11 protein-coding genes are annotated in these 16,412 nt (G+C 39.0%); 7 read left to right on the top strand and 4 right to left on the bottom strand.

The genetic code is table 11. The features are described 5' to 3' along the window. Positions 1–95 precede the first annotated feature (95 nt). Positions 96–1,682, bottom strand: coding sequence for a glucose-6-phosphate isomerase (locus tag IQ264_RS04425; RefSeq protein WP_193979009.1), 1,587 nt, complete (start codon positions 1,680–1,682; stop codon positions 96–98). A gap of 278 nt (positions 1,683–1,960) precedes the next feature. Here IQ264_RS04425 and IQ264_RS04420 point away from each other — a divergent pair, with 278 nt between their 5' ends. The 5 genes from IQ264_RS04420 (at position 1,961) to IQ264_RS04395 (ending at position 9,074) form a co-directional block, all read left to right on the top strand. Then, positions 1,961–3,097, top strand: a complete 1,137-nt coding sequence (locus tag IQ264_RS04420) for a branched-chain amino acid ABC transporter permease (RefSeq protein WP_193978986.1) — start codon at positions 1,961–1,963, stop codon at positions 3,095–3,097. Then, complete coding sequence (locus tag IQ264_RS04415; RefSeq protein WP_228061281.1) at positions 3,087–3,959, top strand: ABC transporter ATP-binding protein; 873 nt, start codon at positions 3,087–3,089, stop codon at positions 3,957–3,959. The genes IQ264_RS04420 and IQ264_RS04415 overlap by 11 nt, the downstream gene beginning before the upstream one ends. A 296-nt stretch (positions 3,960–4,255) precedes the next feature. Beyond that, positions 4,256–5,917, top strand: a complete 1,662-nt coding sequence (locus IQ264_RS04410; protein ID WP_193978984.1) for an iron uptake porin — start codon at positions 4,256–4,258, stop codon at positions 5,915–5,917. Positions 5,918–6,079: 162 nt separating this feature from the next. Next, positions 6,080–8,314, top strand: coding sequence for an ABC transporter substrate-binding protein/permease (locus IQ264_RS32705; protein WP_228061280.1), 2,235 nt, complete (start codon positions 6,080–6,082; stop codon positions 8,312–8,314). A gap of 40 nt (positions 8,315–8,354) precedes the next feature. Next, positions 8,355–9,074, top strand: a complete 720-nt coding sequence (locus tag IQ264_RS04395) for an amino acid ABC transporter ATP-binding protein (protein ID WP_413470332.1) — start codon at positions 8,355–8,357, stop codon at positions 9,072–9,074. 90 nt (positions 9,075–9,164) lie between these two features. Here IQ264_RS04395 and IQ264_RS04390 read toward each other — a convergent pair whose 3' ends face one another. Both IQ264_RS04390 and IQ264_RS04385 read right to left on the bottom strand, forming a co-directional pair. Next, positions 9,165–9,995, bottom strand: coding sequence for a cyanophycinase (locus tag IQ264_RS04390; protein ID WP_193978981.1), 831 nt, complete (start codon positions 9,993–9,995; stop codon positions 9,165–9,167). A 284-nt stretch (positions 9,996–10,279) separates the two neighbouring features. Then, positions 10,280–10,477 carry a hypothetical protein gene (locus tag IQ264_RS04385; protein WP_193978979.1) on the bottom strand — a complete coding sequence of 66 codons (198 nt, stop codon included), beginning with the start codon at positions 10,475–10,477 and terminating at the stop codon, positions 10,280–10,282. Positions 10,478–10,772: 295 nt separating this feature from the next. On the opposite strand from IQ264_RS04385, the gene IQ264_RS04380 reads away from it, so the two are divergent. After that, positions 10,773–12,683 carry a cyanophycin synthetase gene (locus IQ264_RS04380; protein WP_193978977.1) on the top strand — a complete coding sequence of 637 codons (1,911 nt, stop codon included), beginning with the start codon at positions 10,773–10,775 and terminating at the stop codon, positions 12,681–12,683. A 161-nt stretch (positions 12,684–12,844) separates the two neighbouring features. Beyond that, on the top strand, positions 12,845–13,078 hold the full coding sequence (locus IQ264_RS04375) for a hypothetical protein (protein ID WP_193978975.1): 234 nt from the start codon (positions 12,845–12,847) through the stop codon (positions 13,076–13,078). Positions 13,079–13,190: 112 nt separating this feature from the next. On the opposite strand, the gene IQ264_RS04370 is transcribed toward IQ264_RS04375, so the two are convergent. Continuing rightward, entirely contained in the window at positions 13,191–16,178 is a 2,988-nt protein-coding gene (locus IQ264_RS04370; protein ID WP_193978973.1) for a UPF0182 family protein, read from the bottom strand. Between the last annotated feature and the right edge of the window lie 234 nt (positions 16,179–16,412).

The raw sequence follows: 16,412 nt of genomic DNA, 5'->3' as shown, positions 1-16,412 counted from the left end.
GGGCAGGGGGGAAAGGTAAAATTTAATTCTCCTTGTCCCCTTGTCCCCTTGTCTCCCCATCCTCCCATCTCCCCATCTCCTTGTCCCCTTGTCTCCTAAGTGGTGGAAACGGTTAAAGTGCTGGGTTTGCCTAAGTTGCCGTGTAGGGCGATGCCGCGATCGTTAGCTGCTAAATGACGGACAATTTTGTAAATTGCCTCTGTATCTTCAGTTGCGCCTAATTTTTCGGCAATTTGGCTTAAATACATGGGTTTGCCTTCTTGCTGAATTAACTGAACTACTTTGGTTTGCAGATCCAAAATTTCCGCAGCGGCTTTTTTCCCGGCTTCGACTCCGGGTTGGTGGTAGGCGTTAACGTTAACTAGGAAACCGTAGATGGTGACGGCGCGTTCGTAAAGGGCGATTAGTGCGCCGACTGTGTAAGGATTGACTTGGGGAATGGTGACGGTGATTGATTGACGGTGATTTTCGTAAAGTGCTTTGCGTGTTCCTTGTAAGAAACCGGAAAGATAATCACCTGAAGTTACTCCGGGATCTATTTCGGGGGATTTGCCTTCGCGGTCTTTTAAGACTTCAATGAAGGTGGCGAAGAAATTGGGGACTCCTTCGCGTAGTTGTTGGACGTAGGCGTGTTGATCGGTTGAGCCTTTGTTACCATAAACGGCTATGCCTTGATAGACTGTGTTGCCGTCGAGGTCTTTTTCTTTGCCTAAAGATTCCATAACTAACTGTTGCAGGTAACGGCTAAACAGTAGCAAGCTGTCTTTGTAGGGCAGAATTACCATGTCTTTTTCGCCTTTACCGTTGCCAATGTAGTACCAGGAAAGGGCAAGTAAGGCGGCTGGGTTACTTTTTAAGTCGGGGATGCGGGTGGCGGCATCCATTTGTTTGGCACCTGCTAACATGGCGCGAATGTCAATGCCTTGTAATGCTGCGGGGAGTAAGCCGACTGATGACATTTCGGAGGTGCGTCCGCCTACCCAGTCTTCCATTGGGAAGGTGGCGATCCAACCTTGGGAATGGGCGGTTTTGTCGAGGTTGCTGCCGACTCCTGTGGTGGCGATCGCTTGTTTGGCAAAGTCTAATCCTTGGGCGGCGAAGGCGTGTTGCACTTCGATCATGCCGTTTCGGGGTTCGGGTGTGCCTCCTGATTTGGAGATGACTAATACTAAGGTGGTGGCGAGTTTGTCTTTCAGTTTGGTGAGGATGCGATCGATCCCCGCTGGATCGCTATTGTCGATAAAATGAATTGCTAATGGGGGAGAGTCGGGGGCTAGGGCTTCGGCAACAAATTCTGGGCCTAAAGCCGATCCGCCAATGCCGATGGAGAGAAGGTCGGTAAATTTTGGGGCGTTGGGGGGATGAATTTCTCCGCTGTGGACTTTCTGGACAAATGTTTCGATTTTCTCTAAAGTATCGATGATTCCTTGTTTGAGTTCGGGGCTGGGTGCTCTGTCTGGATCGCGTAGCCAATAGTGACCAACCATGCGGTTTTCGTCGGGGTTGGCGATCGCACCATTCTCTAATGCAGCTAGGTCTTTAAATGCTTTGTCCAATTTTGGTTGCAACGTTTGTAAAAACTTGTCATCAAATCCCACACGACTGATATCTAAGTAAAATCCCAGTCCTTCGTGATAGTAAAGCCAGTCTTGGTAACGTTGCCAGAGTGCCGCTGCATCCATAGCAATTTTCATCCTAAAAGTTTAACAGTATCTTTTTCTTCCAACAGTTTAAAGGAGATAGAAAGATTAGATATATAATTTGGGCAAATCTTACAATCATTTAATGAACAGGTAACAGGCCGCAGAATTTTTTCCAAATCATTTCAGATTGCTTTGACTTGTCCAGTCTTGGCAAAACCCGAATATTAAAAATCTACCTCTCACAATTTAAATAATACTGCTATATAAGGTAAAATGCCTTAACAAAGTAGATACTGGTTTTTTATTTGCTACTGCCAATGATTCTGCCTCTAGGTTATTTAGTTTCCCTAATCATTTTTATATCAGTTTATGCCCTATTCGGCTTAGGACTAAATTTACAGTGGGGTTTTACTGGTTTAATTAACTTTGGTCATGTGGCTTTCATGGCTGTGGGAGCTTACACGACTGTATTATTAAGTTTACAGGGAGTTCCATTATTTATAGCTGCTTTAATTGGTGCGGCTTTAGCTGCGTTGTTGGGTTTGTTGGTGGGGATATCAACGTTGCGATTGCGAGAAGATTATCTGGCAATTGTGACTATTGGTTTATCGGAAATGATTCGCTTAATTGTGAATAACCAAGAATTGCCTGTAGGGAATGGTCAATGGCGATCGGGCGTGTTTGGTTTACAAGGTTTTCCTTTACCATTTAGTAATGTTACCCTGAATCCGCTTTTACAGTTTTTTTTGATTGCTGTACTCACAGGAATTGCGGGAATAGGTGGCTGGCAATTATGGCGGTGGATGAGAAAGAAATTGCAACAGGGAAAGATGAGTCAATCTACCCCTATTGCATCTTTAATTATGGGAATTATTGGAGGTGTTTTAGGATTAATTGTTTATCTTGTGGGTTTACTATCTTTACTTGATGCTAATAGTTTTACTTACAAAACTGGGTTAATGGTAGTGTTACTGTTAGTTTTAACTGTTGTATTTTGGGCATTGGAAAGATTAGTAAAAGCGCCTTGGGGAAGAGTTTTAAAGGCGATTCGGGAAGATGAACAAGTACCAAAAGCTTTGGGGAAAAATGTGTTTTGGTACAAGTTACAATCGTTGATGTTGGGTGGTGCGATCGCTGGATTTGCTGGGGCTTTTTATGCTTGGCAATTAGCAACAGTTTACCCGGATAACTTTCAACCCCAAATCACTTTTGATGCTTGGACAATTATCATTTTAGGTGGCGCAGGTAACAATTACGGAACTTTATTAGGAACGATAATTTTTTGGGCATATTTTGAAGGAACGCGCTTCGTATTACCGGGATTATTACCTTTTGATGATGCGCGTTTGGGCGCTTTTCGGATTATGGTAATTGGTTTATTATTAATTATTTTAATGATGGTCAGACCGCAAGGGATTTTAGGGAAAAAGGAGGAATTAACGCTTGGTAAATAATCCATCAGATTCACTATCAGATGTGCCTTTAAATGAACCACAAACTGATTTAGATGAGATTCTTAAACAGGTAGAAGATGCACCATCACGACCTCAACCTAGTGATAACCTTTTGTTATCAGCTAATGGTGTAAATAAGAGTTTTGGTGGGTTAAAAGCGGTGGATAATGCTACTTTGGAAGTGAGTCAAGGTAGTATTACTGGATTAATCGGGCCAAATGGTGCCGGAAAAACAACTTTATTTAATTTAATTTCTAATTTTATTCGCCCAGATTCGGGGCGGGTAATTTTTGATGGGGAACCTGTAGAAAGTTTAGCACCTCATCAAATTGCTCAAATGGGAATGATTCGCACTTTTCAGGTAGCGCGGGTACTTTCTCGGCTTTCTGTGATGGAAAATATGCTGTTAGCGGCGCAAAAGCAAACGGGAGAAAAGTTCTGGAATGTGTGGTTTCGTGCCCATGAAGTGAAGCAAGAGGAAAAAGATTTGCGCGAAAGGGCGATCGCTATTTTAGAATCAGTAGGATTAGCCCATAAAGCGAATGATTATGCTGGTTCTTTATCAGGGGGACAACGCAAGCTTTTAGAAATGGGAAGGGCGTTAATGTCGCAACCCAAATTAATTTTATTAGATGAACCAGCGGCGGGAGTAAATCCAACTTTAATTAATCAGATTTGCGATCGTATTTTAACCTGGAATCGCGAAGGTATGACCTTTTTAATTATTGAGCATAACATGGATGTGATCATGTCTTTGTGCGATCGGGTTTGGGTATTAGCTGAAGGACGTAACCTCGCTGTTGGTACTCCTGAAGAAATTCAAAACAATTCCCAAGTTTTAGAAGCTTATCTGGGAAAATAATCACGTAAGTTGTAGTTAAAAATATTGTTAATTCGATCCCCCCTCCGCCCCCCTTAATAAGGGGGGAACCAAAGGAAGCTACGCTATTAACATCATGGGGGAAACCAGATTCAAAGTCCTCCTTATTAAGGGAGATTTAGGGGGATAGAAAACACTTAAACTTATAACTAGCGATTTGCATTAATAGTTGTATCATTTCCAACATTTGAATAGAAATATTACTCTACAATTAGATTTAATTCAAGTTTTGGATGCTGAGTTAATGTGACTCAGAATTTTTTGGTGTGAGGATAAGCATGAATAAACTTTTAGGAAACGCACTACCATTGAGTATTGCAGTTATAGTTAATGGTTGGCTAATTTCTAGCCTGACTCAAGCAGCGGAAATTAGCGAAAACACTAATTCGTTGCAACAAATTGTTGAATATGCAGAATCATTAAATTCTGCTTCAGAAACAACAGAAGATTCTAATAGTTCAGAACAGGTAACTTCTGTTTCTCAACTGCGAGATGTGCAACCTACAGATTGGGCTTTTCAGGCATTACAATCTTTAGTTGAAAGATACGGTTGTATTGAAGGATATCCAGACCAAACTTATCGCGGAAATCGTGCAATGACCCGCTATGAATTCGCCGCAGGGTTGAATAGCTGTTTGGATAGAATTCAAGAATTAATCGCCGCTTTACCTCAAGGAGTTAGTAAAGAAGATTTAGATAAATTGCGAAGATTGCAAGAAGAATTTGCCGTGGAATTAGCTAATTTGCGCGGTAGTGTAAACGCTTTAGAAGCCAGAGTAAATAAAGTAGAATCCCAGCAATTTTCCACAACTACTAAACTGGGTGTCGAAGTGATTGCTTACCTTTCTGATGCTTTTGGAGAAAGGGCTGGCGATGTCAATCAAGCTACATTAGGTTATCGGACAAGAATTGATTTTAATACTAGTTTCACTGGAAAAGATCGCTTAAGAACTCGGTTGCAAGCGACTAATTTAAGATTGATTGATACCGGGGCGACTTATGGCGGAAATTTTGGGCTAGGTACAGCCGGACTAACAGGTGAAACTCGCTTTACTCCTAGTAGTGTAACCGAAAATAGTCAGGTAACAATTAATCAATTGCAGTATCGCTTTCCCGTAGGAGATAGGCTGACATTTTATCTAGATGCTGCTAGTATAGACCCTAGTTTTATCACCGATCCAATTAGTCCTTTCATTGAGACTGCTACTGGTGCTTTGAGCAATTTTGGTCAGGTTAATCCAGTTTACTTCCCTATAGGAAATCAGGCGGGGATTGGGGCTAACTTTTTAATAACTAAAGGATTAAGTTTAGACTTTGCTTATCTTGGAGAAGGGGGAAATGCTAATCAACCGAGTCTAGGGTTTTTCAATGGTGGTTACAGTGCTTTCGCGCAGTTAGTTTATAGTGGAGAAAGGTTAAAGTTTGGCTTACTTTATCTCAATTCTTATTCTCGCGAATTTGGTGTTGATACTTTAGCAGGAAGTAATGCCGCAAAAGTAATTGGTGCTGGGCCAGTTGTTGGTAATAATTACGGTTTTCAAGCTAATTATCGTTTCAGTCCTAACTTTGAATTAGGCGGTTGGGTAGGTTATACAGCGGCGCGTGCTTTGGGGATAAAAGGTGATGCAGAAGTTTTGAATTATGCAGCAACTTTTGCTTTTCCAGACTTACTTAAAAAGGGAAATTATGGCGGTTTTGTGTTTGGAATGCAGCCGAAATTGATTAGTACTAGTAATGCGGCTTTAGCAGCAGCAATTGGTTTACCAGATGGGGAAAGAAGCGATCGCAACACCGGATTCCACATTGAAGCATTTTACCGCATTCAACTCAATGATTATATCTCCATCACTCCCGGCTTTTTCTGGCTAACCGCACCTAACCACGACGCACGAAATCCTGATGCGATAGTCGGCGTAATTAGGACTTCTTTTGTATTTTAGTTACAATCAACAGGTATCTACCCAAAGATAGATTTTTGCAAAAATTATGTAACTACAAATACAATCAATCAGATAATAAGCCATATATCATTAATTCCAATAAAATCGGGAATTGCAAAATTGGCTTTTTTTAGGAATAAATAACTAGGAAGTTCATCAACGATGTTTAGAAAAAAGTGGTTAATGGCAATTTTATTTATTGCCACATTAGTCATATCTCTGATAGTCGGAAACTTGAAGACTGAGTATGTAACAGCACAAGACAATGCTGATAAAAAATTAGTCATGGTGACATCAGCTGACTATCCACCTTACCAGTTTCGTCAAACAGATAGCGGAAACAGTGAAATAGTTGGTTTTGACATCGACATTGCCAAATATATTACTAAAAAATTAGGTTACAAACTGGAAATTAGGGACACAGATTTTAGTGGAATTATTCCCGCTTTGCAGTCAGGAAGGGCAGATTTTGCCATGTCGGGAATGACTCCCACTGCGGAAAGAAAGAAAAATGTAGCATTTTCTGACCTTTACTATGAAGCCAAAAATACCATAGTTTCTCAGAAAACTAGTAACCTGAAAAATACCGCAGATTTAGCCGGAAAAAAAGTAGGAGTTGAATTAGGAACGACACAAGAAAAAACTGCTAAATCCCTAAAAGATGTCCAAGTAGTAGCATTAAATAGACCGGGAAGTATCATTCAGGAATTAAAGTCAAAACGCTTAGATGCAGCAATTTTAGAAGACACAGTTGCTAAGGGTTATGTTGCTAATAATCCCGAATTAACTTATGAACCAATTCCTACTACTTCAGAAGAAGTTGGATCGGCGATCGCATTTCCCAAAAATTCACCATTAGTTAACTCTTTTAATCAAGTTCTCCAAGAAATGAAACAAAACGGAGAATTACAAAAATTGATAACAAAATGGTTTGGTAGTGATGGTGCAAAAGTTAGCAGTTATCAAGCTAATAATAATGCCGCTAATGCTGCAACTCCTAGCAATACCCCAATCGCCCAAAACACCCAAAATACAGGGCGAAAATTAATAATGGTGACTTCCGCTGACTACCCACCTTATGAGTTTAGAAAAACGGGTAGTGGCAATGACATTATTGGTTTTGATGTTGATATTGCGAAATACATTACCAGAGAATTAGGTTACGAACTGGAAATTAAAGATACAGATTTTAGTGGGATTATTCCAGCTTTACAATCAGGAAGAGCAAACTTTGCAATGGCGGGGATGACTCCCACTCCCGAACGCCTAAAAAATGTTGATTTTTCTGATATTTACTACGAAGCAAAAAACACGATCGTTTCTAAAAAAGGCTCGAATCTGACAACAATTGCGTCTTTAGCTGGTAAAAAAGTCGGTGTGCAATTGGGATCGACACAAGAGAAATTTGCCAAAGAAAAAATCAAAGGTGCAAAGATAGTTGCTTTGAATAAAACAGGCGATTTAATTCAAGAAATTAAATCTAATCGCATCAGTGCGGCAATTATTGAAGATGCCATTGCTAAGGGATTTATTGCTAATAATCCTGACTTGGAATTTACGACTATTCCTAATAGTTCGGAAGAAGCTGGATCTGCGATCGCATTTCCCAAAGGTTCACCATTAGTGCAACCGTTTAACAAAGTTCTCCAGCAAATGAAACAAAATGGAGAAATGGATGCACTAGTCAAAAAATGGTTTGAAAACCAAGGCGGAAATCAAGCAGCTGAAGAACAGAAAAAACCATCAAGCTTTGAAACAGCTTGGGGTAGCATTCCTTTCATTGCTCAAGGCATAATTGTAACATTACAATTTACCCTAATTTCCTCATTCTTCGGATTTCTCTGGGGCATTGTTCTGGCATTGTTTAAAATTTCAACCATCAAACCTTTGAATATATTTGCGAAGGTTTATACTTCTGTATTCAGAGGTACACCGTTACTATTGCAAATTGCATTAGTATATTACGCAACGCCTCAATTAACTGGTTATGATATTCCAGCATTGTTGGCAGGTGTAATTACCTTCACTCTCAACTCAGGTGCATATATTTCTGAGACAATTAGGGGAGGGATTCTCGCAGTTGATAAAGGGCAAAGAGAAGCGGCTTTATCTTTAGGAGTGCCTTATCAACCAATGATGAAAGATATTATCCTACCGCAGGCAGTGAAAAATATTTTACCTTCCTTGGTAAATGAAAGTATTGCTCTTTTAAAAGATTCATCATTGGTATCAACAATTGGTGTGGTGGATGTGCTACGTCGCGCTCAAATTGTAGGGGCAGAAAAATATATCTATTTTGAACCACTGTTAGTTGCTGGCTTAATTTATTACGTTTTGGTAATGCTTTTAACATGGGGAGGTTCTAAACTTGAACGACGATTACAACGGAGTGCTTAAAAAAGATGCTGCGGCATTAAACGGCAAAACAGATATTGCAATTCAGGTTGAAGATCTGTATAAATCTTTCGGTTCTCTCAACGTTTTGCAAGGGATTTCTACTGAGATTGACAGAGGTCAAGTAGTGGCATTAATCGGCCCTTCTGGATCGGGAAAATCTACCTTTTTGCGGTGCATGAATTTACTGGAAACACCTACTTCCGGCAAGGTTTTTATTGATGGCAAAGAAATTACTTCGCCAAAAACCGACATTATGAAAGTGCGGCAAAATGTTGGTATGGTGTTTCAACATTTTAATCTTTTCCCACACATGACGGTGATTAAAAATATCATGTATGCACCTTTAAAGGTGAAGAATATCTCTGAAGAAGAGGCGCGAAGAGTGGGAATGGATTTGTTAAAAAAGGTAGGTTTAGAAGCGAAGGCAAATGCTTATCCTTCGCAACTTTCGGGGGGACAAAAACAACGGGTGGCGATCGCACGTTCCCTAGCCATGAAACCCGATATCATGTTATTTGACGAACCTACATCTGCCCTCGATCCAGAAATGGTGAAAGAAGTTTTAGATGTCATGAAAGATTTAGCAAAATCTGGCATGACAATGGCAGTTGTGACTCACGAAATGGGTTTTGCCAAAGAAGTTGCCGATCGCATTTTATTCTTAGATCAAGGAAAACTAGCCGAAGACTCACCCCCAGAGCAGTTTTTCTCAAATCCAAAGTGCGATCGGGCAAAACAATTTCTCGATAATATTTTGTAAGGGGAACAAGGACTGGGCACTGGGAGGAAGTGGGGGGAGTTTTGGATATAGTTGAATAATTTCTCCCCATCCCCCCATCTCCCCATTTCCCTAAGCTGCTGCTGCTTGAGGAATGCGTTCTAAAATTGGTTTTCTATTCTTCAAATTGTAGCTATAACCTTCAGGAAGAATGTGCAATCTAGCGCCACAAATTGCCATTACTTCATCCTTCAAAAGGCTATCTACATTACTATGAGTAATTTCTGCCACATCGACAATTGTTACAGAACCACTACCAACTACTTCAATTACATCTTGGCTAACTATTATTGCCGTATCTTCATCAATTCCAAATCCTAAAACAGCAGGTTGCTGTGCTAAAGCAGCAATCAAACGTCCTAAACGTCCCCGTTGAGAAAAATGTTGATCGATGACAATTCCGGGCAGAAATCCCATTCCGGGACCCATTTCTACCACTTCTGCTCTCGCATTTGTCGTCGAATCTCCTTCTACAATCATGACATCAGGCATCATAGCTGCACCTGCGCTAGTACCAGCAACCACAACACCTTCAGCGTAGCGTCTGTGAATTAAAGCATCGAGTTCAGTGCCTTTAATGATACTAGTAATTCGCGCTTGATCGCCGCCAGTGAAAAATACACCAGTAGCTTTTTCTACTGCTTCTAAATATGTCTGTGAGCTAGCATCATCTCTGGTAACAGTATCAATAATCCGAACGTTTTCTGCTCCCAAACGTTCAAATATTTTTGTATAATCTTCTCCTACTTCTCTGGGTAATTCTGTTGCTGCGGTCATAATAACAACGTTAGCTTTCGTACCTCCCGCACGGCGGACAAATTCCCGAAGTACTCTACAATCTCCCTCTCTGTCTTCTGCACCACCAATAATTATTAACTGTCCTGTTCCTTGATTGTCAGCCATAAAAACTCGCTTTTTAAAATTACTCACTTTGTTAGCAATTTTAGTAAAACATGGTTATTTATCCGTTTGAAACAGTCATTTGGTAGATATTAATACAGAATAAAGTTTTTAAATGTGATATATCCTCCTTCTAAAAGCTTATGCTTTAAGAGAGATAAACAATTGCAAGTAAAAATGTAAAATATTTTCAATCCGTTGCTATTAACAAAACAAAACCTCCCAATCCTATTTGTGAATCAGGAGAAAGGAAATTTAAATTTGTTGCTTGATGCCAAGAACGGTTCCTAACGTGATTTCTGGATTAATTTGGTTAAAAAAGAACGTGCCTTTTCTAAGTGGAGATGTCTAGGTTTACCCTGGTAAACGATTTGGTACTCGTCGCTATATTCACCATCTCCGTAACCCGAAATCAGGTTTAGGTGAAAAGCTTTTTCAGCTAATTGATGAACTTCTTCTCTTAGAGGAGTTATCGTGACAGTCATTTTACTGTCCTCCTAAAATGTAATCTTATTTACAATTTAATTTACGGCGCTGCTTTAATAAAGACATCTTTCTCAAGGGGTAGCTTTCAACGATATATTTCATTGGTTCTTCTAGGAATAAAAAATAGTTTCTCAAGCAACTTTTAGATAAAATTGCAACAGCTTTGGGATCAAACTGTAAATACTGACTATAGGTAGAAGAAATTATCTCAAAAATAAACTAAAACTGGGTAAAGATATTAGCTAATTGCAGGAGCGATCGCTAAATTAGAGTGTTCTACCAAAGGAGATAGTAATGATCAGAGAAAAAATTAGTGATGACCCCAGAATTAATGCTAGAGAAAAAGACGCTTTTGACATTTTTAACATTCAGCACTACGTAGGGCCAAACCCATATTTAAGCACAGCAGCGATCGTTTTTGATTTTGACCTCACTGGAGATCTGGAACCTTTAGCTATTGAAGATTACGTTACAGAAATTAGTAAATTTTGTCCCCAATTAAAAGATAAACAATATGAATCTTACGGACACTTATTAGCCGAAACTATCATGGAAGTAGGTAAATTACAGATGAACTTACATCCCAAAGAATGGAGTGTAACCTCATGTAAAAATCATCAAAGAATCGCAGTAGAAACTATCCACGCTAGAACTACAAAAGCAGTAATTTACTTTGTTTGGGATTGGTGGGAAGCAATTACCCAAAACGATGATTTCCCAGTGCATAAAAAATTTAAATTCCTGCAAGAAATGTTTCGCGCCTCAGTTTATGGAGGGCCAACAGTTTATTCTTTATTCCGTACCGCAACTCAAAAAGGCATTCCTGTATTTTACTTGTGGGATGAAGGATTAATGCAGTATGGTTATGGGAAAAAATTAGTGCGTGGTGTAGCTACAACCTTTGACCGTGACAGCCATTTAGATTCTGATTTTACCACTCGTAAAGATGACTGTAAGGATTTTTTGTACACCCTTGGTTTTCCAGTACCTAAAGGTGATATTGTTAGCACTTTCAGAGGTGCTTTAGATGCAGCCGATATCGTTGGTTATCCAGTAGCAGTTAAACCAGTTGTCGGTCATAAAGGAATTGGAGTAACAGCAAATGTGCAAAATGGTGATGAATTAGAACACGCTTTTAATCGTGCATTAAAAGCCATTCCCGAAACCCAACCTGTAAATATTATTGTCGAGAGAAGTTACACAGGAGCGGATTTTCGTTTATTATGCGTCAATGGCAAATTTGTAGCCGCTACCGAACGTCGTCCTGCTTGGGTAAATGGTGATGGGAACTCGACTATTTCGGAATTAATTACCAAGGAAAATTCTAAACCAGAAAGATTAGATACTCCGACTTCACCAATGGGAAAAATTCAAGTTGATGAAGCAATGGAGATGTTTTTGGATGAACAAAACTTGACAATGGATAGCGTAATTGAAGCAGATAAAACAATTTATTTGCGTAAAGTTGCAAATCTTTCTGCTGGTGGAGTAAGCATAGATGCTACCGCTACAGTTCATCCAGATAACATCATTTTGGCGCAAGATATTGCTCAGCATTTCCGAATGGTTTGCATGGGAATTGATGTGATTACGGAAACTCTCGCAGAATCTTGGAAGTCTGGGAATTTTGCGATTCTGGAAATTAATGCTGCACCGGGAATTTTTATGCACTTAAATCCGGCTTTTGGAGAAAGTGTTGATGTGCCATCTTTTATTATTGAGACTTTCTTTAAAAATGCGAATGAAGCGAGAATCCCCATTATTACTTTCAACCGAATTTCTATGAAAGAATTGGAAGAAACGATCGATCATATCCTGCTAAAATACCCTGGTTGGACTGTTGGTGCAGTTTGTCGTCAAGGAGTATTTGTTAACCGCTCCAAAAAAGTAATGCACAAGAATTATAATACTAACGTCCAAAGTTTACTACGCAATCCAAAGCTGGATTTATTGATCGCTGAATATTGCGAAGATATCTTAGAAAGCGATGGAATGTTTTACCAAGGTAGCAACATTATCGTTTTAGATAACCCCACAGCAACAGAAAAAACTTTGGTACAAAATGCTTACGAAGATGCAACCATAGTTGAAAAACAAGGTGATGATATTTCGATTCGTCGTGAAGGTTGGATAGAAAATTACCAACTTAGATCGGGTGAACCTTTTACACCAGTTTATCTCAAACAAATTGGCACTATTTTGTGATCAAAACGGCTAGATTGACGAAAAATTAGACCTTGCAGCAGGGGAGGTAGAACCTCCTTGACTCGTTCCCAGGTTGAACCTGGGAACAAAAAACAGAGGCTCTGCCTTTTGGTGCAAAATCTCAGTAAAATAAGCAAGGAACTATGAACAATAAATAAACAATGCGTTGTGCAATTTCAAGTAGTGCTGGTCAAATTTTAGCCAGGGGTCGTTTGTTAATCCAGAAGGATGAAAATGGCGAACAGAGATTGAGTTTTTTGAGCGATCGCGGAAAATTGATTACCGGGGGAATTATCGGTGAAGATGGCGAAATTAGTGCCGCTAGCGAAGAATTATTTCGCGGATTTTTTACTGCTTGGGGAGTGAGTGGTGTGACAATTATCGTCAGTAAATAAGTGATAGTTTAGTCTGTTGTAAGGACTTCAGTCCTTTAGTTCGTTGTCAGGACTTTAGTCCTTGAATTGCGGAAATGAACGACTAAAGTCGTTACAACAGACTTGGGATTAATTATTGAACATTTTCTTCTGGTTTAGTTTCCACCGGACGAACAATAGGCGCGGGAGTTGATTGTTTGGGTTGGAAAATTGCGTCGATCGCTTGTTCTAAAGTTTCTGCCATCACAATGCGATTTTCATAAGCAACAATTACCCGCACTAAAGTTGGCACGCTATTTTGTTCTGCTTCTAAATAAAGTGGTTCTACATAAAGTAGCGATCGTTCAATCGGAATGATTAATAAATTGCCTTGAATTGCCTTTGAACCTTGACGATTCCACAGGGAAATTTGCTGAGAAATTACGGGGTCTTGGTTAATTAAAGCTTCAATTTGTTCCGGGCCAAAAACTAATTGTTGTTTGGGGAATTGATAAAGTAATAAACGACCATATTCTTGACCATCAGAACGACCTGCTAACCAAGCAATTAAGTTTGTTCTGCCTTTAGGTGTAAAAGGAAGTAATAAAATGAATTCTTCCTCTTTGGCAGTAGGCAATTTCATGATTAAATAATAAGGTTCAACTGTTTGTGGTTTACCACCATAAATTTCTGTTGGAATCTGCCATAAATCTTCTCGATTATAAAAAACAGTGGGATCTGTCATGTGATAGGCGAGTAATCTTTCCGATTGAATGCTGTAAATATCTATGGGATACCGAATATGAGTGCGAAGTGCCGCAGGCATCACAGACAGAGGTTGAAACATTTTGGGAAAGATAGCAGATAAGCTTTTAATAATTGGGTCTTCAGGATCGGCTACATAAAAATCTACATCGCCGTTGTAGGCATCAATGACTACTTTCACTGAGTTTCTAATATAGTTAAATTTATTGTTTCCTGGGTCAGAATAGGGATAGCGATCGCTAGTCGTATAAGCATCAATAATCCAGTATAAATGGTTTCTAATATTATTTGCTATTTCTGATTCTTCAGGATCATCTGTAACTACTAAATAAGGCGAATTATCATAACTTAAAAAAGGTGCGATCGCTTGAACTCTTTCATTAATATTGCGGCGAAACAGTATCTTAGTTTCTTCGGTAATATTACTTGTTAATAACATTTGCCAATCATTTAAATATTTAGCAAAAACCCCTTTTCGCCACCAAACGCCAATTTTAATTCCACCAAACCCATCGTAAGTGTTATAAACATTTTCGTCTCCACTGGGATAGTCCAGTTCTTTAGTTTTGGTGTTAGTCATCACATAAGTATCAGAAATTTCTCCATAATAAATTCGGGGATTACTAGTAGGAATACTGTAGCGAATTAGCGGACTTGATGTTTGTAAATTGCCATCTTTTGTTCCCGCACCTATATTCTTGACGAAATAATATGGTAGTCCTCCTGGTGCAGCTATATTGACTGGACTCATCGTAAATCCATAACCATGAGTATAAACTAAATGTTGGTTTACCCAGGTTTTCGCTGCTTCAGGAACGTCATTATAATCTAACTCTCTAGCAGCTAGAATTACTTGTCTTTTTTCGGTTTGTTTAGGTGTTAAAGTGGCTAATGTATAGCGATCGATATCTGCACTAGGAAATTTATAATAAGGCCGGAATTGTTGTAATTGACGATTAGTTTCTAAAAGTGGACGGGTATCCCAAAGGCGAATATTCCGAATAGTGTCATTATTTTTGGTAATATCAGCTGCACTTAAATCACCTTGAGGATTAAAAGTTTCAACTTCAACTTTATCTAGTTGAAATGCCTCTCTAGTTAATTTAATACTATTTTCAAAAAAAGCTCGTTCCCTGTTTACTTCGTTGGGTTGAACAACTAATTTTTGGACAACTTCAGGAAGAATAAATGAAAATACAAACAAACTAGAAAAAAGTAAAATAAATCCGCTTGTGAATAAGAAATATAAACTGCGTTTATTTGACTGTTTTTTTCCTGGTTTAGCTGATTTGGGGAAAATCGATCGCCAAAATAGTAAAATAGCGATCGCCAATCCCACCAAACTCAGCAAAGTATAAATCGGTAATTGCACTGTAACATCAGTAAAACTAGCACCGTAAACTACCCCTTGAGTTGAATACAATAATTCATAACGCCGCAACCAATAGCTATAAGATATGCACAGCATGACTGCGCCGCCGAGTAATAATAAATGCTTTTGCTGCGCTTTACTAAAACCAGGGAATTTACCTTCACTTAAGCTATTGCCTGATAGTAAATAAATTAAAATTACAGCTATAAAACCAAATCCAAATAGACCTGAAAGCCAAAATTCTAATAATTGCCAAATTGGTAATTTAAAAACATAAAAGCCAATATTTCGATTAAATAAAGGATCGTTACTATCAAAAGCTTGCGCTTGAAAATATTGTAAAAATTTTATCCATTGCCCTGAAAAGACTATACCGAAGCTGAGACTAATTAAAATAGCGATCGCTTTTAGAACAATTCTATGTTTAATAACAATTATTATTAAAACTATGGGAATAAAAATTAATTGCCACCAAGGAGAATTTTGTAAGTTTTGCCAAATTGAGCCAGGAGCGAAATTGGCTGTAATAATAGTAGATACTGCTGTAAAATTTACATTTGGTTGCCAATAGGTAAAAGCAACTTTACCATAATGAAAAACCAACAATCCTACCAGTAAACTTAATGCGATCGTGAGAGTTAAAAGCCCACCTAAACCGAAACTAAAACTTCGCTGCTCATCTTCAGTCTTATATTTAGTTAAAAGGGGAGTTTTTCTAAGTTCCGAAAATGACGAATGAGGCGGAGGATAACTATGGCGTTCAGCAATATTTAAATTAAACAGCAAAAAGCCTAGTGAAAAAAGTGCGATCGTCCATAAACCCAGCTGAGTTCCTAAGCGTATCCAAAAAGCTGATTGATAATCAACCTCAGCAAACCATAAAGCCTCTGCTATTAAGCGACACAATAACTCTACACCCAACCATAAACCCAACAACCATAAAATTAGTTGGGCAAATTTAGGGAAAACCCTTTGAGATTCTCGTTTTTCAATTTTAGATTGCATTATATTGCAGTCCAATAAATGAAACTTCAGCCTTTTCGTTCGCGTAGCGTGCCGTAGGCAATCCCCCTAAATCCCCCTTACAAAGGGGGACTTTGAATCTCGTTCCCCTCTAATACCATTTCACGTTAAGGTTGATACAAATAATTTGTAGGGGCGGGTTTAGCCAATATTTTGGACTACCCACAATCAAATCTTCAACAAAACCCGCCTTTACCAGATATGTATCATTCATTT

The organism is [Phormidium] sp. LEGE 05292, from assembly GCF_015207735.1.
Taxonomy (GTDB): domain Bacteria; phylum Cyanobacteriota; class Cyanobacteriia; order Cyanobacteriales; family Aerosakkonemataceae; genus Floridanema.
This window is presented reverse-complemented; position numbering and strand designations above follow the sequence as displayed.